Source organism: Aliikangiella litoralis (assembly GCF_052495765.1).
Genome location: NZ_CP199292.1, coordinates 3,930,036 through 3,951,669, shown reverse-complemented (window position 1 = coordinate 3,951,669; position 21,634 = coordinate 3,930,036). Strand labels below are relative to the sequence as shown.

Sequence of the window (21,634 nt, the reverse complement as noted above, 5' to 3'; positions counted from 1 at the left end):
CAAACCTTTAATCTTGAGTTAAATGCTTTATCATGAGGTAGTCGTCCATAATAAAGCCGTCACCTATATCAATTTGGATTGAGCTTTCAATATTAAACCCGAGTTTTAAATAAGCTTGGGAGGCACTGTTTAGTTTGTTAACTGTCAGTTCCAATTGATACAACTGGGTTTGTTTGGCTAATTCTTCTATATGTTGAAGCATCGGTTTTGCCAGGCCTTGTCCTCGAAACTCTGATTTAAGATAAAACTTACTGATAAATAATTTGTTGGTTTGGTATTGTATGGCTATATAGCCTGCTAGTTGCTCGTTTTTGTTGACTAAGAAATATTCAATACCTTGACTCATTTGCTTGGCAATTGCTGTTTTGCTTTGAAATAGTTTCAGCATGTAATCAACTTGATTCTTTCCTATAATAGGTGTGAAATGTTTTGTCCAAATTAGCTTAGCCAAACTAGCGATGGTTTCTGAGTCTTGTACAGTTGCTTTTTTAATTGTTAACATTTTTGGGTTAATGAACTTAAATTGTGGAAATACATCATAGATCATAAGAAATTTAATGCAAACCCTTCTGTTTATTCAGGAAGTGAGCGATAATCAACTTTATATGAAGAGCATTCTTTGAATTATTGAAAAGAATCAACTTCTAAGTGTAACTAATTTAGAAAATAAACAAGCGGAAATACACCGAATTATGTTTAATAAAATAAGAGGTCTTTTCTCGGCCGATTTGTCTATCGATTTGGGAACGGCAAATACTTTAATCTACATGCGTGAAAAAGGAATTGTGCTAAACGAACCGTCAGTTGTTGCAATTCGTCATGAACGAGGTGGGAATAAGTCAATTGCTGCTGTGGGTGGTGATGCAAAAGTTATGTTGGGTCGAACTCCTGGAAATATTACAGCCATACGGCCATTGAAAGATGGTGTAATCGCTGATTTTGAAGTCACAGAAAAAATGCTTCAGGAGTTTATTCGTAAAGTTCATGATTCGAGCTTTTTTATGCGACCAAGCCCAAGAGTATTAATTTGTGTTCCTTGTGGCTCAACGCAAGTGGAAAGAAGAGCGATTAAAGAGTCTGCATATGGCGCAGGGGCGAGAGATGTTTACTTAATCGAAGAGCCTATGGCTGCTGCAGTAGGTGCTGGGTTACCTGTTGCTGAAGCTCGAGGTTCTATGGTTGTTGATATTGGTGGTGGTACAACTGAAATTGCCATATTATCTTTAAATGGTGTTGTATCTTCCGATTCTGTGCGTATTGGTGGTGACCGCTTTGATGAAGCAATCATCGATTACGTCCGGCGAAATTATGGCACTATTATTGGTGAAGCTACCGCTGAAAGAATCAAACATGAAATTGGCACAGCTTTTCCTGGTAATGAAGTGATGGAAATAGATGTAAGAGGGCGTAATTTAGCCGAAGGTATCCCCCGTAGCTTTACTATTAATAGTAATGAAGTATTAGAAGCTATTCAAGATCCTCTTGCCGGTATGATTCGGGCTGTAAGGTCAGTATTAGAACAGTCTCCACCTGAATTAGCGGCTGATATCTCTGAGAGAGGCATGGTACTCACCGGAGGTGGGGCATTGATTAAAGATTTGGATCGACTCTTTTTAGAAGAAACTGGTTTGCCTGTTATTGTTGCTCAAGAGCCTTTGACTTGTGTAGCAAGAGGTGGAGGAAAGGTACTTGAAACCATTGAAGATCATGGTGGTGATCTATTCTGGCAGAATTAACCCTGTTTCGCTTTTAGCCTGCCTTTCTACTCTAGCCTGTTGATATAACAGGCTTTTAAATTATTCAATACGCTATAATTAAGCTATCCTTAACTTGTTGTTATTTCTATAGTTAAGTGGGGTAGTTATTGTCATCATCATTAATTCTTATATTTAGTGAAGTTTTTCTTGTTTTAGTTGGCATATCTGCTTTTCTATTTTATTACCTTAATAATATTAATAATGACTTATTATCAAAAATTGATAGGCTTTCAAAAAGTCTTAAAGATGAGAAAAAACACACTAAAGGCTTGAGAGTTAAAATACAAGAACAACTCTCTATAATCAATGACTTAGAAGGCAAACTACAAGCTGTAAGTGATTTGTCTGACGATGAAGAAAGCTTAGTTGATGACGAGCTTTCCAACAATAAAGATGAAATTCTAGCTAAACAGCAAGCTTTAGAAAAAAAACAAAAAAAAATTGAATCTCTTAATCAACAGTTAAATAAATTACAAAAACAGTTGGGCCAATCTCAATCTAAAATAGAACAGCTAAAAGCTGAGTTATTAAATGCTCCAGGTTCCTTAGATAAAGATTATGAACAGCTATATTATGAGTTGCGCAATGCCGTTGCTTATAATATGACTGGTGGGGATTTAGTATTAGAGCGGTTAAGTGAGCACCTCGATGAAACGGGTAACTCATCTGAAAGTGATAAATTAGCTGAACTAAAAGAGCGTTATAATTCACTGGGTGAGATGGTTGGTGTTGTCGGAGAGGTTGAACTATTCAGTGATGCTGAAAAAATACAAAAGAAACAGGAAACTGAAGTTATTAGAAATACGCAAAGTTTAGTTCAAAATGTGAGCGAAACACTACAAGAAGCACAAGAACTAGAAGATCAATGGAGTCGGCATGAAAAGTCAGCTGAAAAAGAGTTGAGTGAATTAAGAATGGAGCTTAATGAAACCTCTCATATGAACAGGAAGTTGCGTACTGATTTAGATAAAGCTAATGAACAGTTATTAAGGTTTGTTGCTAAAGCCAGGTTATTTCAAGCCCAAAAAGAACAAATGCAGGCAAGTAAAGCAACCCAAAGTCAAATGCACCGAAACTTTATAAACTTAAGAGCCGACTATAAGTCAATTTCTCGAAAGTATAAGACGTTGAAAGCCCGTAATGAAATATTGAATGCTCAAGTTGCGAATTCAACAGAAAATATTGAAAGTGTCAAAAAGCTGCAAGCCTTACGTGCAAATCTTGAAGCGAAAGAAAGTGAAATGGATCGCCTAGAATTGGAAAAAGATATGCTGGAACAACAGTTTTTAATGATTGCTAAAGAAAGCGATGAGAGCTTACTGGCAAACAAAGAACTAGAGCGTTTAAAAAGCGAACATATTTTGCTAGAGGAGCAGTTTCTAGAAGTTTTAAAACAATTAGAAAAAAATGAAAACTCTTCTAACGAATAAGGATTAGTAACTTCCACTCGATTCTAGATAAAAAACTGAATAGGCTGAAAAACCGTCTTTGAAAGTAATTTTTATATCAAGTCTATCACTTGCTTGAGCCGTATTTAGCAGCTGTATTTTGTTAATTAATTTGGGGATGTTGTAGGTTTTTATTAATTTTAGTTCTAACATTTCTTCCAGATTTAAGAAGTTTACCCCTATTATTGATAAAACGTTAACTAGCGCACGTGCCAGCAGTTTATCGTCAATCGCTTGACCGCTAAACACGGTTAAAGAGAATGCTTCTGCTAGTCTGTCTCTTGTGTCTGCTTCAAGTAATAGCAAAGCTTTAACCTTTTGTTCGCTATTGCCAAATAGTGCTAAGGTTGCGGGGAGTGAAAAGTTTTTTATTTCAAGTGGCTCCACCTTTTCAACTAAGATTTTTGAATTAGTAACTGCAGATAATAATATCGTTAATGCGCTTGGGGAAGGAAAAACTATCTGGTTGGTATTCACCTTCGATTGTTGGGGGCTATGGTCTTCAGATAATGCTGGTATTAAGCTTTCTTGCAGGTTTTCTGCGGTAAAAGGTTTATTAACAACAAAGCGCGCGCCGGCTTTTTTTGCCCGTTCTATAGAAACCTTATTCTTTTCTGCTGTAATCAGGCCTATCTTCGTGTTTAAATTAAGTTCTTTAACTTTTTCAAGTAACTCAATTCCTGTCATTTCCGGCATATGCCAATCAAGTAGTACAATATCTGGCTGCCAATTTCTAATGCTCTCAAGAGCGTTACGGCCATTGCTTTCAAACTTAAAATCATGCTGCTCATACCCAGCATTGATTAAAATCCGCTTAACAATGGTTTGCATGGCTTTGCTGTCGTCAACAATAAGAAATTTAAGTACCATAATTGCCAGAAAATAAACTAAGTTTTTGATATTACTTTAATTATAAGATTAGTTTCTTTAGTAATATTTGCAAATATTGACTTATTTATTCCACCTTAGGTGAAAATAAGAAAAAAGCGCACTCTTTATATGCTATTCATTCCACCTTTAACTATTCTTTCTTATTTTCTAATTTAATCGGTCAATTCTGCTGCCATTAATGTGTTTTGCATTAATGTAGCGACTGTCATAGGGCCTACACCGCCAGGAACAGGTGTAATCCAGCTTGCACGCTCAGCAGCAATGTCAAACTCAACATCACCCGTTAATTGGCCGTTGTCCAGACGGTTAATGCCTATGTCAATCACTATCGCTCCAGGTTTTATCCAGTCGCCCTTAATTAGGCCTGGTATACCAACACCAACGATCAATAAATCAGCATTTTTTACATGTGATGAGAGATCTTTAGTAAATTGATGACAAACAGTGACGGTTGCACCATTTAGTAAAAGTTCTAACGCCATTGGGCGGCCTACAATATTACTAGCACCTACAACCACACTATCTAAGCCTCTAACAGAGACATCTATGGTATTGAGCATCTGCATAACCCCATAAGGTGTACAAGGCCTCAGGCGAGGTATACGCTGTGCTAAGCGTCCAACATTATATGGATGAAAGCCATCAACATCTTTGTCAGGGCTAATGGTTTCCAAAACTACACTGGTATCTAAGTGAGCCGGTAAAGGAAGCTGGACTAAAATTCCATGAATAGTAGGATCTTCATTAAAGGCCTGAATTTGTGAGGTTAGGGCTTCTTGTGTTATTGTTTCACTCAAGATAATTTTCTGAGAATTAAAACCAACGTCTTCACAAGCACTGACCTTTTTACCCACATAAACATGAGAGGCTGGGTCATCACCAACTAAAATTACCGCTAAACCAGGTGTGGATTGATTGTTATTTAGCCTATCTGAGACTTTTTGCTTAATTTTTGCACGAACATCAGCAGATATTTTGTTACCATCGATAAGTTGAGCTGTCATATATATACATACCAAGTATTAAAAGAAGTAATCTAGGACATTTTCTCAATTGTCGCATAAACTGCCAAGGAAAAGTTTTTTTAAAAAATATTTCTTATTCTTTATTGACGAAAATCAGTTTAATCAGTATTATGCGCGCTCCTTGCAGGGGCAGCCCCGCAAGGAAGTTTGTCGGGGAATAGCGCAGTCTGGTAGCGCGCCTGCTTTGGGTGCAGGATGTCGGGGGTTCGAATCCCTCTTCCCCGACCAATTAATTTGTTGCTGATGATATATTAGTAACCAGGGGTTCCTGAAACAATGCGCCCGTAGCTCATTTGGATAGAGCATCGGCCTTCTAAGCCGAGGGTAGCAGGTTCGAATCCTGCCGGGCGCGCCATTGCGAATCCTGTGGGTATTTCGTCGGACAAGATGACATTAATCGAGTATAATGTCGACAAGGTTTTTATGGTGGGCGTAGCTCAGCTGGTAGAGCCCCGGATTGTGATTCCGGTGGTCGTGGGTTCAAACCCCATCGTCCACCCCATATTATAGTGTTACTTTAGTGTAGTGACGATAATTACAAAGTGCGAGAGTGGCGGAATTGGTAGACGCGCTGGATTTAGGTTCCAGTGTCTTGCGGCGTGAGAGTTCGAGTCTCTCCTCTCGCACCACTTTGTAAAAACTCAGAATTCTACCTAGTTTAGTGTATTTTAAAAAATATTCTGGCTTGAGCTAGTTGGTGGTCGCCTGAGCTTTGGTGCTAACCAAATGACTAATAGAGATGTTTTTATCTCAATTTAGAAAGCTCATGCAATCTTCCTGAAATTAGCTCAAACTGACCAGATGACCACTGCACCTTGCAATTGCTTGGGGTAGATATAAGTGAATAATAAATCTCAGTTGGAGCAGTCAAATGCAAGTTTCTATTGAAACCACAAACGGCTTAGAACGAAAATTAACTGTTGGTGTACCGGCCAATAAAGTTGATGATGTTGCCAATTCTAGAATGAAAGAGTTAGCTAGAACTCAAAGAATTAATGGTTTTCGGCCGGGTAAAGTTCCGTTAACTGTTATAAAAAAGCGTTTTGGAACTCATGTTCGTCAAGAGGTCGTTTCTGAAGTTATGCAGCGCTCATTTTATGAAGCGATTATTCAGGAGAAGTTACAACCTGCCGGAGCTCCTCATATTGAGCCTGTAGTGATGGAAGAGGGTAAAGATTTAGAGTTTACCGCAACGTTCGAAATTTATCCTGAAATAGAGTTGCAAGATTTTTCTACTATTTCCATCGAGAAAGTCGCCTCTGAAGTGCAAGATGATGATCTGAGTAAAATGTTGGATACCCTTAGGGAGCAACAAGCTAACTGGGTTGAAGTAAAACGTAAGTCTAAAGAAGGCGACCAGGTTATTATTGACTTTACTGGAACAATTGACGGTGAAGAGTTTAATGGTGGTAAAGCCGATGATTTTGCTTTGCTATTAGGTTCGAGCCAAATGATCCCTGGTTTTGAAGATCAGCTTATTGGCACTAAAGCTGGTGATGAGCTTAATGTCACAGTGACTTTCCCAGAAGATTACCAAAATAAAGATGTTGCGGGTAAAGAAGCCGTGTTTGCGACAAAAGTGAGCAAAGTTAACAAAAAAGAAATTCTTAAAATGGGTGAATTGGCTGATAAGCTTGGTATTGCTGACTCAAGCGTAGCGACACTTAAAAGTGATATCCGTAAGAATATGGAGAGAGAACTTGGGCAAGTTCTCAAGTCTAAAGTCAAAGAACAAGTGATGGATGCTCTAGTTGAAAAGCATGAATTTGATATCCCTAAGTCTATGATTGATCAGGAAGTTGAAAACCTTAAGCAGCAAGCACTTCAGCAATTTGGTGGACAAATGGCAAGCTTGCCAGATTTACCTTCAGAACTTTTTGAAGAAAAGGCAATTAAGCGTGTTAAGCTTGGTTTAATTGTGGGGGAAGTGATTAAGCAAAATAAAATTTCTGCTGATAAAGACATGGTTAAGACAAAATTAGAAGAGCTCGCAGCTGTTTATGAGCAACCGGAAGAAGTAATTAATTACTACTTGTCAGATGAAAATAAACTCAATGAAGTTGAGCAATTAGTACTTGAAGATAGTGTTATTGATTTCATTATTGATAAAGCAAAAAGTACTGAAGTATCAATGAGCTTTGATGAAGTTATGAATCCAGATAAAGAAACATCTGAAGAAGCATAACTAAAAATAAAGTATTTTAATTATTTACCAACCCGGTATTGAAACTGCTATAGTTAACCCATATGTTAGCTAGTGTAGTTAAATACCGGTTTTTTGGTTTTATACCTCTATAAAAAATAAGGATAAAATAATGGTAAGTGCAGGTACTGCAATTGAAACACAAGCCCTTGGTTTAGTGCCAATGGTGGTAGAACAAACCGCAAAAGGCGAGCGTTCGTACGATATATATTCTCGTTTGTTAAAAGAACGGGTAATATTCTTGGTGGGGCAGGTTGAAGATCATATGGCCAATTTGATCGTTGCTCAAATGTTGTTTCTTGAGTCTGAGAATCCCGATAAAGATATCTCTCTGTATATTAATTCCCCTGGCGGCTCGGTAACTGCGGGAATGGCTATTTATGATACTATGCAATTTATAAAGCCTTCGGTATCAACTTTGTGCATTGGGCAGGCTTGCAGTATGGGGGCTTTCCTACTTGCCGGAGGGGAAGCTGGTAAACGTTTTGCGTTACCTAACTCTCGGGTTATGATCCATCAACCATTGGGAGGGTTTCAAGGCCAAGCTTCTGATATTGAAATACATGCTCAAGAAATACTAAAAATGCGTGAAACATTAAATCAGATTTTAGCTAAACATACGGGCAAGAAACTAAAAGATTTAGAAAAAGACACTGATAGAGATAACTTTATGAGTGCCGAAGAAGCGGCTAACTATGGTATTGTTGATAGTGTAATAAACTCGCGTGGTTAGAGTCTTAAATAACATTGAAACAAGGTGTTGATGTTCATCTAACTGAAAATCTCAGGGAACTATCGACAAAATAAAGAATAAAGGTCTAAGCTGTATATAATAGTTATTTAAGCTGCTTATTAAATAGATTTAGATTGTTAAAGGAAAGCTAATGAGTGATAACAGAAAATCGGGTGGTCGCGACGATAGTGGCAAACTACTCTACTGTTCTTTCTGTGGTAAAAGCCAACACGAAGTTAGAAAACTGATAGCAGGGCCATCAGTTTTTATTTGTGATGAATGTGTGGAGTTGTGTAACGATATTATTCGTGAAGAAATTCAAGAAATTGCTCCTGACAGTGATTCTAGTAAACTTCCAACTCCAAGAGAGATTAATGATATCTTAGAGCAATATGTTATTGGGCAATCCGCTGCTAAAAGAGTGCTATCGGTTGCTGTTTATAACCACTATAAGCGATTAAAAACTGATAATAATGTTAATGCTGACGACGTTGAGTTAGGTAAGAGTAATATTTTGCTTGTTGGTCCAACTGGTAGTGGTAAAACATTGTTAGCCGAAACTCTAGCTCGTTTGTTGGACGTACCATTTACCATTGCTGATGCTACAACGCTCACTGAAGCCGGTTATGTTGGTGAAGATGTAGAAAATATTATCCAAAAACTTTTGCAGAAGTGTGATTATGATGTTGATAAAGCACAGCACGGCATAGTTTATATTGATGAAATTGATAAGATTTCTCGTAAAGCAGATAATCCATCAATTACACGTGATGTATCTGGTGAAGGTGTTCAGCAAGCGCTATTAAAGTTAATCGAAGGCACGGTTGCTTCGGTTCCGCCTCAAGGTGGTAGAAAGCATCCTCAGCAGGAGTTTCTTCAAGTTGATACAAGTAGTATATTATTCATTTGCGGTGGTGCTTTTGCTGGAATGGATAAAATTATTCGAGATCGTTCTGAGCGCTCTGGAATTGGCTTTTCTGCTGAAGTCCGTAGCAAAGATGAATCAAAAAATGTTGGTGAAATATTCAAAGATATAGAGCCTGACGATTTAGTCAAATATGGTTTGATTCCTGAGTTTGTTGGTCGGTTACCTGTAGTTGCAACACTAGAAGAGTTAGATGAAGACTCTTTAGTTGAGATACTATCTCAACCTAAAAATGCATTAACTAAACAATACTGCAAATTATTTGAAATGGAAGGCGTTGCACTGGAGTTTAGAGAAGATGCATTAAGAGCTGTTGCGCAAAAGGCTATGGAAAGAAAAACTGGTGCTAGAGGGCTTCGTTCAATATTAGAAAAAGTATTACTCGATACTATGTATGATTTACCTTCTATGGAAGGAGTTACTAAAATAGCGATTGATGCAGCAGTAGTCGATGGAGAGTCTGAGCCATTACTGATTTATGAAAGTCAGGAAAAGAAAGCAGGTTCAAAAAATAGTTAAATTAATAAAAAACTGACTTAGTGTCAGTTTTTTATTATATAAATGATTGATTTAGTAACCTCTAGTCCCAATATATAATTTCAATTAATACTGATATATTATTTCGAGTAATATATCAGCTCCATATAAAATTTGAGTAAAAGTTGATTTCGATTTAAGTTAATATTTAGCTTATCTGTAGAGACTGTCGTTCAAATTGCGGATTGTCCAGCAGCCCACTAATAAAAGAGATTTATTTATGTCGTCGACTATGAATAAAAGCCAAATCCCGGTCCTTCCATTAAGAGATGTGGTTGTATTTCCACACATGGTTATTCCATTATTTGTAGGGAGGGAAAAGTCAATTAAGGCTTTAGAATTCGCCTCTGAAAATGGAAACTCTGTTTTGTTAGTGGCTCAAAAAGATGCAAATCATGATGACCCAGGGGAAAATGATATTTACGAGCAGGGATGTGTTGCTAATATTTTGCAAATGCTACGTTTACCTGATGGAAATTTAAAAGTTTTAGTTGAAGGTATTGGTCGAGCCGGTATCCAAGAGTTAGTGTCTACTGAAGACTTTATTGTTGCAGCGTATGAGCCTTTAGAATCGGAAGAGCCACTAGAAGCCGAAAAAGGCGCGTTAACTCGTTCTATTAAGGCTATGTTTGAGAGTTATATTAAGCTCAATAAAAAAATTCCGCCAGAAGTACTCAATACTGTTTCTGCAATAGATGATGCTGAAAAGTTATCTGATGTTGTCGCTGCCCACATGATTTTAAAAATTGAAGAAAAACAAAAAGCTTTAGAAATCAATAGTATAGCTGAAAGATTAGAGTATTTGATGGGGTTGATGGAGTCTGAGATTGACCTACTTCACGTGGAGAAAAAAATCCGTGGAAGAGTGAAACAACAAATGGATAAAAGTCAGCGTGATTATTACTTGAACGAACAAATTAAGGCCATACAAAAAGAACTTGGTGATGATGATGGCGTGTCTGACATCGAAGAGTTGCAAAAGAAAATTAAAGCGGCTGGTATGCCTAAAGAGGCAAAGGAAAAAGCTGAAGCAGAAGTTAAAAAATTAAAAATGATGTCTCCAATGTCTGCTGAAGCAACCGTTGTACGTGGTTATGTTGATTGGATGATCAATATACCCTGGAAAAAAAGAACCAAGTTGTATGGAGATATCGAAAAAGCACAGGCCGTTTTAGAAGGCGATCATTATGGTCTAGAAGAGGTTAAAGAGAGAATATTAGAGTTTTTAGCTGTGCAAACTCGAGTAAAAAAATTAAAAGGCTCGGTATTATGCTTGGTTGGTCCGCCAGGAGTGGGCAAAACTTCTTTAGGTGAATCAATTGCTAAAGCAACAGGCAGAGAGTTTGTACGTATGTCACTAGGTGGCGTTAGAGATGAAGCTGAAATTAGAGGACATCGTAGGACTTATATCGGTTCTATGCCTGGTAAAATTATTCAGAAATTGAGTAAAACTAAAGTGAAAAATCCACTATTTCTACTTGATGAAATAGATAAAATGGCAATGGATATGCGAGGTGACCCTGCATCTGCACTGTTAGAAGTCTTAGATCCTGAGCAAAACTCAAGTTTTAACGATCACTACCTAGAAGTTGATTATGATCTTTCTGAAGTCATGTTTGTTTGTACTGCTAATTCGATGAATATACCTGGGCCGTTATTAGATCGGATGGAAGTTATTAATCTGTCAGGTTATACCGAAGGTGAGAAATTAAATATTGCATCGCGGTATCTTTTACCTAAGCAGAAAAGAGTTAATGGTTTAAAAGAAGATGATATCAAAATATCTGAATCTTCATTGGTTAACACTATTCGGTTTTATACGCGTGAAGCCGGGGTGAGGAGCTTAGAGCGAGAAATTTCTAAGATATGCCGTAAAGTTGTTAAACAACTGATGATTGATAAATCGAAATCTCAAATTAAAGTAACAGCTAAAAATCTGAGTAAATATTTGGGAGTTGAAAAGTACGATTTTGGTAAGGCTGGGGAAACTGACCAAGTAGGGCAGGTGACTGGTTTAGCATGGACTCAAGTAGGAGGTGATTTGCTTACTATAGAGTCAGCGGTTACAAGTGGTACTGGTAAAGCTATATCAACAGGGCAGTTGGGTAGTGTTATGCAAGAGTCAATCAAGGCTGCAATAACGGTTGTTAGAAGTAGAGCTGAGTCTTTAGGTATTGATGACGACTTTTATCAAGTCAAAGATATTCATGTGCATGTGCCCGAAGGAGCTACCCCAAAAGATGGACCTAGTGCTGGAAGTGCGATGTGTACTGCTTTGGTTTCATCTTTAACAGGAATTGCAGTGAGAAGGGATGTCGCCATGACTGGCGAAATAACTTTAAGAGGAGAGGTTCTACCTATTGGTGGATTAAAAGAGAAGTTACTAGCTGCTCACAGAGGCGGAATTAAGCGTGTCTTAATTCCAAGTAAGAATATGCGAGATCTGAAGGAAATACCTGAGAATATTATTGGTGATTTAGAAATAATACCAGTAAAGTGGATTGATGAAGTTTTAACTAAAGCGTTAGTCAGTATGCCTGCTCCTCAAACTAGTACTCGCAAAGTGAGCGCAAAAGCAAAAAAATCATTGGCTAGTAATAAATCAAGAAAAAGTCCAGCTAAACCACATTAGAATTAAAGTAAGCTTTTTGGATGAAAATCAACCAATTGTTTTTTTGTCTAAATTGATAACTAATCGGTATAAAATGATGTTATTTTAACCAAACCCCTGTATTTTATGGGGTTTGGGGTATTTGTTGCTTGACAGGCAATTTGCTCCATTGGTATAAAGTTATCCGCGAGGGGCATACATACGAATTTTTTAAACTCGATGCTCTCAAATTTAATAGATAAGAATTAAAGGGGAATTAAGTGAATAAATCTGAACTTGTAGATGCGATCGCATCAGGTGCCGATATTTCTAAAGCTTCTGCTGGCCGTGCGTTAGACGCAATGATTGACTCTATTACAGAGACTTTACGTAAAGGTGATCAGGTTGCGCTTGTAGGTTTTGGTACCTTTTCAGTTAAAGATCGTGCTGCTAGAACTGGTCGTAATCCTCAAACAGGTAAGACTATCGAGATCCCTGCTGCTCGAGTACCTGGATTTAAGGCTGGTAAAGGTCTTAAAGACGCGGTAAACTAGCGCTCCATTTTTGATGGGCGCTTAGCTCAGTTGGGAGAGCATCGCCCTTACAAGGCGAGGGTCAGTGGTTCGAGCCCACTAGCGCCCACCAGTTTTCAGAAAGTTATTAAATAAATTTCGATAAAAACTGTAGATGTAAAGAATTGGAGCGGTAGTTCAGCTGGTTAGAATACCGGCCTGTCACGCCGGGGGTCGCGGGTTCGAGTCCCGTCCGCTCCGCCAGAACAAGCGCGCCGAATATGGCGCGTTTTTTATTAGAATGATTTAGTACAAAAAATAAATAAAAAGTTATTTTATTAAATGAGCAATCCGCTATGTTAGAAAGCATTAGAGAAGGGGTACAAAAGCCCTGGGTAAAAATTGTTATTTTTGCAATTGTTATTTCATTTGTCTTCGCAGGTTATTTTTCCTCAGCGTTTTTTTTGGGGGATCCTAATGCTGTCGCTATCATTAACGGTGAAAGCATTTCAAGGAATGACTTTCAGCGTGCTTATGCGAGCGTAAAAGCTCAAAGAGCTGAATTTTATAAAGCAAATGTAAAAACAGAAGAAGATGAAAAGAATTTTCAGGAAAATGTTTTGCAACGCTTGGTTACTCTTAAAGTTCGTGAGCAGGCAACAAAGAGTTTAGGTTTAAGGTTATCAACTGACGCTTTGCGGAATGTAATACAGTCCGATCCAAATTATCAAATGAATGGTAAATACTCTTCTGCTCTTGTTGATCAAGTACTCGTTCGAGCACAAATTACCCGAGCTGAATTTAAAAATGATTTCGAAGTGAGAACAACTGATAGACAACTACTAACAGGTTTGTTAGACAGTGAATTTTCTTTAGCAAGTGAAGTTGAGTCCGATTTTAAATACACGGCTCAAAAAAGAACTGGCAGAGCGTTACAAATTAACGTTGCACAATTTAAGCAAGAGATAAATTTAACAGATGATGAAGTTAATCAATATTATCAAGATAATTTAGAAAAGTTTCGTCAAGAAGAAAAAATATCTGTTGAATATGTCGAATTATCAGCTTCAAATTTACAATCTGAAGTAACCCCTACAGAAGATGAAATTAAAGATCACTACGAAGAAAATCTCGATCGTTATAAAGCGGATGAGCAAAGGCAAATTTCTCATATTTTAATTTTATCTGAAGATAGTGAGTCTGCCGCATTAGAAAAAATTAATGCAATAAAAAAGAGAATAGATTCTGGTGAAGACTTTGCTGAAATTGCAAAAGCTGAATCTGATGATATTCCAACTAGAGAATCAGGTGGTGATCTAGGTATTTTAATCGCTGGAGCAGTGGAAAAGCCACTTGAAGATGCCGCTAATGCACTGACAACTGTTGGTGAGGTTTCAGAACCTGTTAAAAGTGATTTTGGTTATCACTTAATAAAATTGACCAAGGTGGTTGAGGGTTCTGCACTACCAATAGAAGAAGTTAAAGATGAATTAGTCGTTGAACTAAAAAAATCTAAAGCTGAGGTAGAATTTCAAAATAAGTTAGATACTTTAACAAATAAGGCGTTTGAAGTTGCTGACTCATTGAAAGAAGCTGCAGAAGCTACAGGATTGCAAGTAAAAACAAGCCCATTATTTGGAGCTTCGAGCAGACAAGGTATTTTTGCAAACCAAAATGTTAAAGATATTGCTTTCAGTGTAGAAGTAAAGGAGTCTTTACTCAATTCTGAGCCAATACAAATTGCTGATAACCATGTAATTGTATTGCGTTTAAAAGAATATAAAGCAAGTGAAATTCAACCGTTGGAAAAAGTTAAACCGCGTGTTGAAAGTGAGTTGAAACAATCCAAAGCTAAAAGTGCTGCAGAGCAACTTGCGAATACATTACTAGAAAAATTGAAAGCAAAAGAATCTATAGAAGATTTAATTGTTGAGAAAAAATTATCATGGACAGATTTAAATCAACTTGAACGTAATAATGCAAGCCTTTCTTATTTGACTAATCAGCAGTTTTTTAAGATGAAAAAGCCTAAGCCTGATAATGTTACTGTGGATATGGTAGATGATTTTCAAGGTTTTACTATTTTAATGTTAAATAAAGTCGAAGATGGAAATTGGGCACAGGCTGAAGAAGCAAACAAAAAGCAGCGCTCGCTTTATATTAGTAGTTATTACTCAAATGCTGCATTTAGTGCATTTATTAATGATTATCGAAGGAACTCTGATATAAAACGCAACTTAGATAATTTAATTCAATAAAAAAGCGGCTAAGGCCGCTTTTTTATTTATTGAGTTTTGTTTAAGTATTTAAAATAATTTCATTCCGCTTTAAAGCAGGCTATTTTATATCCATCTTCTTGAGCAATTAGTTGAGGCGGTTTAGATTGGCAATGAGGTTCACAAAAATGACATCTTTGCGCAAAGCAACAACCTTGCTCCTTTAACCCTTTCTTAGTTTTAAAATCTGGCTTTTCAAATTCTTTGAATCTTTTTCTATACATTGGCGTACTTGCAAACAATGTTTGAGTATAAGGATGCTTAGGTTGGTCAAAGATTTGTTCTATACTACCATATTCAACAATTTCTCCTCGATACATTACCATGACTTCATCGGCAATATGCTCTACAACATTTAAATCATGGGATATAAACAGGTAGGAGATTTGCATTTCTTCCTGTAGCTCCTGAAGCAAATTAAGTATTTGAGCCTGAATTGATACATCTAATGCAGAGAGTGGCTCGTCTGCAATAATAACTTGTGGTTCGAGAATGATTGCCCGAGCAATTGCTATACGCTGGCGCTGGCCGCCTGAGAACATATGCGGGTATCTATGCTGGTGTTCTGGTAGTAAACCGACACGACTTAAAGTATTGGCTACTTTTTCTTTTCTTTGTTTATTGGATAAATTGGTATTGATTCTGAGTACTTCTTCAAGTGTAGTGCCTATTCGAGCTTGCGGGTTTAATGATTCATATGGGTTTTGAAATATCATTCTGATATTTTTAAAGCGCATTTTTTTATTTTTTATACTGGAGAAATGTAATCTTTCACCATTGAATATTACTTCGCCAAATGTTGGTTTTTCAATACCTATAATTTGTCTAGCCAAAGTTGATTTACCTGAACCTGACTCACCAACAATAGCTAATGTTTTGCCAGCTTCAAGATCAAAGCTAATGTTCTTAATAGCATCAAAGCTATCGTCTTTAGCAAATTGATAGTTTTTAATAGGGTAGCTTTTACAGATATGGCGCGCAGAAAGTAAGCTCATTTTTGACCCCCTATATCACTTTTATTTACTTTAGGTATATTGTCCGGTTTCGCTAAATGACATCTTACTTTACCATAGTTTCTTATTGTCCTTAATGGAGGTCTGTTAACACATTGCTTCTCTGCTTTAGGGCACCTTGGACCTAGTCGACATCCGACAGGAAGTTGATCAAATGAAGGTATTTGCCCACTTAGAGCAAATAGACGACTCCCTTTTATATGCCTGTCTCCTAGTTGCGGTATACTATCAAGCAGAGCTTTAGTATACGGATGGCGTGGAGATGTGAGAATATTTTCAGTTGCAGCATGTTCCATTAACTGTCCAGAGTATACAACACCAATCCTATCTGTATTTTCTGATAAAAGCGCAAAATCATGAGTAATAAGCATTAATCCGACATCTTCTGCGTGACTTAAGTTGAGTAACAACTCAATTATTTGAGATTGGATAGTCACATCTAGCGCTGTAGTTGGTTCGTCTGCAATTAGCAGCCTTGGTTTACAGGCGATAGCAATTGCAATAGCAACTCTTTGATTCATGCCTCCTGATAATTGGTGAGGGTACATTTTTAAAATTATTTCAGGTTGATAGACTCCAACTGAATCGAGGAGTTCTATGGCTCTACTTTTTCGCATTTTTCGGCTGCCACCTTGATGGAAAGAGAGTGTTTCGTCTAATTGTGTTGCAATCGAAAAGCATGGATTTAAACTGGCTTGTGGCTCTTGGAATATAATCGCTGCTTTAGATGCGACGTAGGCTGCTCGATCAGCAGCATTTAATTTCATTAAGTCTTGACCATCTAGGCTTAAGTAATCTGCACGCATTTCCATTTTGGGAGAAAGTAGGCCCATAATGGCTAGTGCTAACATACTTTTTCCTGAGCCCGATTCACCAACAATACCTAAAATTTCCCCCATGTTCATTTTTAGGGATAGACGTTCTATGATAGGAAAATGTTGTTTTCCATTATGATAGTTCACAGTTAAATTTTCGACTCGCAGTAAATTCATTTAATTATCCAAATCCATTGCATCTCTGAGTCCATCACCAACGAGGTTAATTGAGAGCAATGTAAAGAAAATAGCTAGACCAGGCAGGGCAACTGTCCAAGGGGCTATGGTGATGTAAACATGTGATTCTGACAAAATCGTTCCCCATTCTGGATGTGGTGCTTGTGCTCCTAGCCCTAAGAATCCAAGTGCTGCAATGTCTAATATAGCAGTAGAAAATGCAAGTGTTAGTTGAACAATTAGCGATGGCAAAATATTGGGTAAAATTGAGTGGGTGAAAAGTCGTATTCTACTGGCGCCATCTAATATCATTGCAGTAACGTACTCTTTGTTAAGCTCTTGTTTTATAGTGTTTCGTGTAACAAGCACAAAGTGTGGGATGAGTACTATAGCTACGGCATAAATAGAGTTTGGTAAACCAGGACCAATAACAGAAACGATTACAATTGCCAGTAGTAATGAAGGAAGTGCCAATATTAAATCCATTAACCTTAAAATAGGTTGATCAATCCATACACTAGATAGTGCAGTAATACAGCCCAATAACATACCTATTAATGCGGCAATGACAACAACCGTAAAAGCCAGCTTTAACGATAGCCTCGCACCGTGAACAAGTCTTGAAAATAAGTCGCGACCTAGATCATCAGTGCCAAGCAAATAGTGGCTAACACCATCTTCATACCAAGAAGGTGGTACGGTAAAATCTGTAAACTGAGTAGCAGGATCATAGGGGGCTATCCAAGGTGCAAAAATTGCTATTAAAATGATAGACATTAAAACAAACAATGCTCCGGTGGCTAACTTATTGTTGAAAAAATTATTTTTCCAACGCTCTATAGTACTTGGAATTTTTGTTTGTTGATAAAACTGAGGATAATTGCTCATCGGCGAAACCTCAATTTAGGGTTTAGTAAGTGAGTTGCTATTTCAATCATAATATTGGTTAGAATAACGATTGTTGCAATCGCTAAGAGGCCACCATGTATAGTGACCAGGTCTCTTCGATAAACTGCTTCTAATAGCCACTTGCCAATGCCTGGCCACGAAAAAATAGTTTCCGTGATGAGTGTTCCTGTGATTAAAACACTGGTTTGTAAACCTATAACGGTAACAATTGGTATCATTGCGTTTCTTAGTGCGTGACCCCAAACTATTCTATGGTAAGGCAACCCTTTTGCTCTTGAGGTACGGATATAGTCGCTAGATAATGCGTCAATCATTGCTGAGCGAGTAACACGTGCAAAAATAGCAATTGGTATGGTGGCTAGTACAATTGTTGGTAAAATTAAATGGCGAAGCGCATCAAAAAAAGCATCGGTAGAGTAGGGCTGATCAGATAACAGCGTGTCTATCAGCATAAAACCAGTAACAGGAATAATGTCATATTCGAAACCAATTCGACTCGCAACCGGTGTAATTCCGAGTGTTAAAGAAAATAAAAGGACGAGTAACATCCCCCACCAGAAAATTGGCATTGAGTAACCAATGAGAGTTGTAGAAATAACTAGTTTATCTTGCCATTTGTTTTTATTTTCAGCGGCAATAACTCCGAGAGAAATTCCTACAATTAGAGCTGTGACTAGTGCCATTATTGAAAGCTCTAATGTTGCAGGGAAAAGAATAAAAAATTCTTTAAGAACACTTTCTCCACTGATTAGCGAAGAGCCCCAGTTACCTTGTAAAATATTCGTTAGATAAAAAATATATTTTTGTAAAATATGTAGAGACTCTGCATTACTTGTTGGGTAGGCAAAAACTAAATGATTAGGCAAAAATTGTGTTAGGCTAAAAGTAAATATTGTTAGAGTGAATAAACTAAGTAGTAATATTAAAAACTGTCGAAGAATGACTTTAAACATAGTTATTCTCCGCTCGATATTTTGCTTAAAAAGACATTATTAAAATAGACACCGCCTGCAGGAATGATTTTAAAGTTTTTGACACGTGGACTAATAATAACATGCTGGGTTGCATGAGCAATTGGTACCCATGGTGAAGCTTCAACAAAAATTGATTGTGCTTTTTGATACAGTCGTTTTCTTCGTTCTGTACTACTGATAGCGCGGGCTTGTTGTATGATTTCATTAAAGTTTTGATCACACCATAAAGAAGTGTTAGTGCCTGATTGTGTTCCCGCACAGCTAAGTAAAGGAGTGAAAAAGTTGTCAGGATCACCATTATCACTGATCCAACCCATCAATGCAGCATGATGCTCTCCTGCCCGCGTTTTATAAAGAAAAGTTGTGTATTCATAAGTGACTATTTCAACGGTTATTCCTATTTTTTTTAAGTCTTGTTGAATGAGTTCTGCCATCTTTTTGGCGTTGGGGTTGTAAGCACGCTGGGCAGACATGGTCCAAATTTTCATTTTAAAACCGTTAGCGTAGCCTGCTTGACTTAGTAAGTTTCGGGCCTTTTGAAGGCTATATTCTTGCTTAGATAGCGTTTTATCATAAGCCCACATACTTGGAGGAATTGTTGTTTTTGCTGGTGTAGCCGTTTGTTGGTAAACCGCTTTAATAATAGCTTCTTTATTAATGGCATAATTGAGAGCGCGACGTACTAATACATTATCAAAAGGTCTCTTACTGGTATTTAACGCTAAATAGGCGATATTTAACCCAGGTTCACTCATTACACGCATATGAGGTTGTTGACTGGCAACACCAATATGAATAGGTAGAGGGTTAGACATCACATCACACTCACCAGCGACCATTCTTGCAAATCTTAATGAGGGGTTTGGAGTGATGGCAAACACTAAATTTTCTAGCTTTTGCTTTCCTTGCCAGTAGTGAGGGTGAGCTCTATAGCGAATAAAAGCATCTGGTTGATAGCGAATAAGTTGAAATGGACCTGTGCCTATTGGCATTGTATCTAGCAGTTCAGGAGTATTTTTTTTGAGTAACTCATCTGCATATTCAGCAGAAATGATAGAGGCAAAATCCATCGCCATTGTTGCTAGAAAAGGGCTTTCTGCACGATTCAAACTAAATTTAATTGTATATTGATCCAGTTTATCGATGCTTTTGATCAATTGACTTAAGCCCATTGATTGAAAGTATCCAAACCGTAATTTCGATATATTATGATAGGGATGTATAGGATTCCTCTGACGTTCAAAAGTAAATAGGACGTCATCAGCATTGAAAGTACGGGTTGGCTGAAAGTATTTTGTAGTGTGGAAGTTAACCATTTTTCTGAGGTGAAAAGTGTATTCGAGCCCATCTTTTGATATCTGCCAGCTTGTTGCTAATGCTGGTTGAATATCTGTTGTGCCTGGTTTAAATTCAACCAAACGATTGTATAGGGTGCGTGACGAAGCATCAAACGTCGTCCCTGAAGTCGAAAGCTGAGGATTAAAAGTTTCAGGGCTGCCTTCTGAGCAATAAACCAGTAAGTTTCTTTTTGCAGCAGCACCGTTTGGATTACATCCACTTAAAAAAACAGCGGTAAATAAGCCGATAAGGGTAATGATACCGAATCTTTTAATTTGAGTTGGCACTATCAATCACTTTTGTTCGAGTAGTTGGTACTTTTTGAGGTATCCGCGTAGTTGATGATAAGTCAAGCCTAGTAATTCTGCACACTTTTTCTGATTAAATTGTGAATGCTTTAGGGCTGACTCAATCAAGAACACTTCTTGTTCGGCCATAAACTGTTTTAAATCTATGGGAAATGATGTCACTTCGGTTTTTAAATTTGCGACATCAGTTTCAGAATTTAAATTCGCAGTAGCGACTGTCTCTGGTTGATTTGGGGGGCTATCTGTTGGTTCTAGCTCTTTTGAGTTAGATGATTGTTGCTTTTTAGAGAGTCTATATGGTGATTCAAAAGGATCAAATTGAATCGTATCTATCATTTGATCTGCTGCTGTTTTATATATATTACGTTCTACAACATTTTTTAATTCTCTTACATTTCCCGGCCAAGGGTAATTAAGTAAAGACTTTTCTGCTTCTTTTGTAAAACCAGGGAAGAACTCCCGGTCAAGCTCTCGCGTCATTGCTAGTCCAAAATGTTGAGCAAGTACTAAAATATCAGACATTCTTGCACGTAAAGGGGGGATTGTTACGACATCAAATGCTAGCCTATCTAAAAGATCAGCTCGAAACTTTCCTTGATTTGCCATTTCAGGTAAGTTTTCATTTGTTGCTGCTACGATTCTTACATCCACCTTAATTGTCTTGTTGCCGCCAACCCTTTCCATCTCGCCATATTCGATTACTCTTAGTAGTTTTTCTTGTACGGAAAGAGAGCTATTACCAAGCTCGTCTAAAAATAATGTGCCTTTGTCAGCTAACTCAAATCTACCAAGATGTTTTTTATTAGCGCCGGTGAAAGCTCCAGATTCATGTCCAAATAGTTCTGTCTCTAATAGGTTTTCATTAATAGCTGCACAGTTAAGCTTGATAAATGGCTGCTCCCAACGTGAGGATAAATAATGAATTCTGGAGGCGATCAACTCTTTTCCTGTACCTCTCTCACCAACTACTAATACAGGTTTATCAATTGGAGCAAGTTGTGAAACTTGCTCAATAATTTCTAGAAAGCTGCTTGCTTCCCCAATTAAATTATCTTTCTGTTGGTTCATAAAGTTTTTAGGAGGTAAACATTCACTGCTTGAGCTTAAATTAACAACGTTATTAATTAGTGAAATTGACTAAATTGTAGGTTATTTTCACACAAACTCAATGACGGTTCCAGCTTAATAACGAAAAATCAGTCA

At 37.5% G+C, this 21,634-nt stretch carries 17 protein-coding genes and 6 tRNA genes; 14 read left to right on the top strand and 9 right to left on the bottom strand.

Going from position 1 to position 21,634, the window contains the following annotated elements; all coding sequences use genetic code 11:
- Window positions 1-7: 7 nt before the first annotated feature.
- Entirely contained in the window at window positions 8-547 is a 540-nt protein-coding gene (locus ACT5E3_RS16365) for a GNAT family N-acetyltransferase (protein WP_444994610.1), read from the bottom strand.
- 145 nt (window positions 548-692) lie between these two features.
- Here ACT5E3_RS16365 and ACT5E3_RS16360 point away from each other — a divergent pair, with 145 nt between their 5' ends.
- Complete coding sequence (locus ACT5E3_RS16360; RefSeq protein WP_444994609.1) at window positions 693-1,736, top strand: rod shape-determining protein; 1,044 nt, start codon at window positions 693-695, stop codon at window positions 1,734-1,736.
- 128 nt (window positions 1,737-1,864) lie between these two features.
- Entirely contained in the window at window positions 1,865-3,187 is a 1,323-nt protein-coding gene (locus ACT5E3_RS16355) for a hypothetical protein (RefSeq protein ID WP_444994608.1), read from the top strand.
- 3 nt (window positions 3,188-3,190) lie between these two features.
- Here the strand turns inward: ACT5E3_RS16355 and ACT5E3_RS16350 are convergent, their stop codons facing one another.
- Both ACT5E3_RS16350 and folD read right to left on the bottom strand, forming a co-directional pair.
- Window positions 3,191-4,075 (bottom strand): response regulator, encoded by an 885-nt coding sequence (locus ACT5E3_RS16350; protein WP_444994607.1) that lies wholly within the window; start codon window positions 4,073-4,075, stop codon window positions 3,191-3,193.
- Between the two features lie 173 nt (window positions 4,076-4,248).
- A complete protein-coding gene (gene folD / locus ACT5E3_RS16345) occupies window positions 4,249-5,100 on the bottom strand; it encodes a bifunctional methylenetetrahydrofolate dehydrogenase/methenyltetrahydrofolate cyclohydrolase FolD (RefSeq protein ID WP_444994606.1) in 852 nt (283 codons plus the stop codon).
- A gap of 172 nt (window positions 5,101-5,272) precedes the next feature.
- On the opposite strand from folD, the gene ACT5E3_RS16340 reads away from it, so the two are divergent.
- The 12 genes from ACT5E3_RS16340 to ACT5E3_RS16285 all read left to right on the top strand — a co-directional run bounded on the left by ACT5E3_RS16340 (window position 5,273) and on the right by ACT5E3_RS16285 (window position 14,879).
- Window positions 5,273-5,349: transfer RNA gene (locus tag ACT5E3_RS16340), tRNA-Pro, on the top strand.
- A gap of 50 nt (window positions 5,350-5,399) precedes the next feature.
- Window positions 5,400-5,476: transfer RNA gene (locus ACT5E3_RS16335), tRNA-Arg, on the top strand.
- A 71-nt stretch (window positions 5,477-5,547) separates the two neighbouring features.
- Window positions 5,548-5,623 (top strand) — tRNA-His (locus tag ACT5E3_RS16330).
- 42 nt (window positions 5,624-5,665) lie between these two features.
- Window positions 5,666-5,750, top strand: a tRNA-Leu gene (locus ACT5E3_RS16325).
- A gap of 242 nt (window positions 5,751-5,992) precedes the next feature.
- The gene (tig, locus tag ACT5E3_RS16320; protein ID WP_444994605.1) at window positions 5,993-7,306 is read left to right on the top strand and encodes a trigger factor; all 1,314 of its coding nucleotides are present in this window, start codon (window positions 5,993-5,995) and stop codon (window positions 7,304-7,306) included.
- Window positions 7,307-7,436: 130 nt separating this feature from the next.
- The gene (clpP, locus tag ACT5E3_RS16315; RefSeq protein WP_444994604.1) at window positions 7,437-8,057 is read left to right on the top strand and encodes an ATP-dependent Clp endopeptidase proteolytic subunit ClpP; all 621 of its coding nucleotides are present in this window, start codon (window positions 7,437-7,439) and stop codon (window positions 8,055-8,057) included.
- Window positions 8,058-8,208: 151 nt separating this feature from the next.
- Window positions 8,209-9,501, top strand: coding sequence for an ATP-dependent Clp protease ATP-binding subunit ClpX (gene clpX, locus ACT5E3_RS16310; RefSeq protein WP_444994603.1), 1,293 nt, complete (start codon window positions 8,209-8,211; stop codon window positions 9,499-9,501).
- A gap of 238 nt (window positions 9,502-9,739) precedes the next feature.
- On the top strand, window positions 9,740-12,151 hold the full coding sequence (lon, locus tag ACT5E3_RS16305; RefSeq protein WP_444994602.1) for an endopeptidase La: 2,412 nt from the start codon (window positions 9,740-9,742) through the stop codon (window positions 12,149-12,151).
- 239 nt (window positions 12,152-12,390) lie between these two features.
- Entirely contained in the window at window positions 12,391-12,663 is a 273-nt protein-coding gene (hupB, locus tag ACT5E3_RS16300; protein WP_142942036.1) for a nucleoid-associated protein HU-beta, read from the top strand.
- Window positions 12,664-12,678: 15 nt separating this feature from the next.
- A tRNA-Val gene (locus ACT5E3_RS16295) sits at window positions 12,679-12,754 on the top strand.
- A gap of 54 nt (window positions 12,755-12,808) precedes the next feature.
- A tRNA-Asp gene (locus ACT5E3_RS16290) sits at window positions 12,809-12,885 on the top strand.
- Between the two features lie 92 nt (window positions 12,886-12,977).
- On the top strand, window positions 12,978-14,879 hold the full coding sequence (locus ACT5E3_RS16285; RefSeq protein WP_444994601.1) for a SurA N-terminal domain-containing protein: 1,902 nt from the start codon (window positions 12,978-12,980) through the stop codon (window positions 14,877-14,879).
- 59 nt (window positions 14,880-14,938) lie between these two features.
- Here ACT5E3_RS16285 and ACT5E3_RS16280 read toward each other — a convergent pair whose 3' ends face one another.
- Genes ACT5E3_RS16280 through pspF form a run of 6 tightly spaced genes read right to left on the bottom strand, consistent with a single transcriptional unit; the run spans window position 14,939 to window position 21,499 of the window.
- On the bottom strand, window positions 14,939-15,892 hold the full coding sequence (locus ACT5E3_RS16280) for a dipeptide ABC transporter ATP-binding protein (protein ID WP_444994600.1): 954 nt from the start codon (window positions 15,890-15,892) through the stop codon (window positions 14,939-14,941).
- The gene (locus tag ACT5E3_RS16275; protein ID WP_444994599.1) at window positions 15,889-16,902 is read right to left on the bottom strand and encodes an ABC transporter ATP-binding protein; all 1,014 of its coding nucleotides are present in this window, start codon (window positions 16,900-16,902) and stop codon (window positions 15,889-15,891) included. The genes ACT5E3_RS16280 and ACT5E3_RS16275 overlap by 4 nt, the downstream gene beginning before the upstream one ends.
- Window positions 16,903-17,790, bottom strand: coding sequence for an ABC transporter permease subunit (locus tag ACT5E3_RS16270; RefSeq protein WP_444994598.1), 888 nt, complete (start codon window positions 17,788-17,790; stop codon window positions 16,903-16,905).
- The gene (locus tag ACT5E3_RS16265; protein ID WP_444994597.1) at window positions 17,787-18,764 is read right to left on the bottom strand and encodes an ABC transporter permease subunit; all 978 of its coding nucleotides are present in this window, start codon (window positions 18,762-18,764) and stop codon (window positions 17,787-17,789) included. Before ACT5E3_RS16265 ends, ACT5E3_RS16270 begins: the two co-directional genes overlap by 4 nt.
- Before the next feature lie 2 nt (window positions 18,765-18,766).
- Entirely contained in the window at window positions 18,767-20,410 is a 1,644-nt protein-coding gene (locus tag ACT5E3_RS16260; RefSeq protein WP_444994596.1) for an ABC transporter substrate-binding protein, read from the bottom strand.
- Window positions 20,411-20,416: 6 nt separating this feature from the next.
- A complete protein-coding gene (gene pspF, locus ACT5E3_RS16255) occupies window positions 20,417-21,499 on the bottom strand; it encodes a phage shock protein operon transcriptional activator (RefSeq protein WP_444994595.1) in 1,083 nt (360 codons plus the stop codon).
- Window positions 21,500-21,634: the final 135 nt, after the last annotated feature.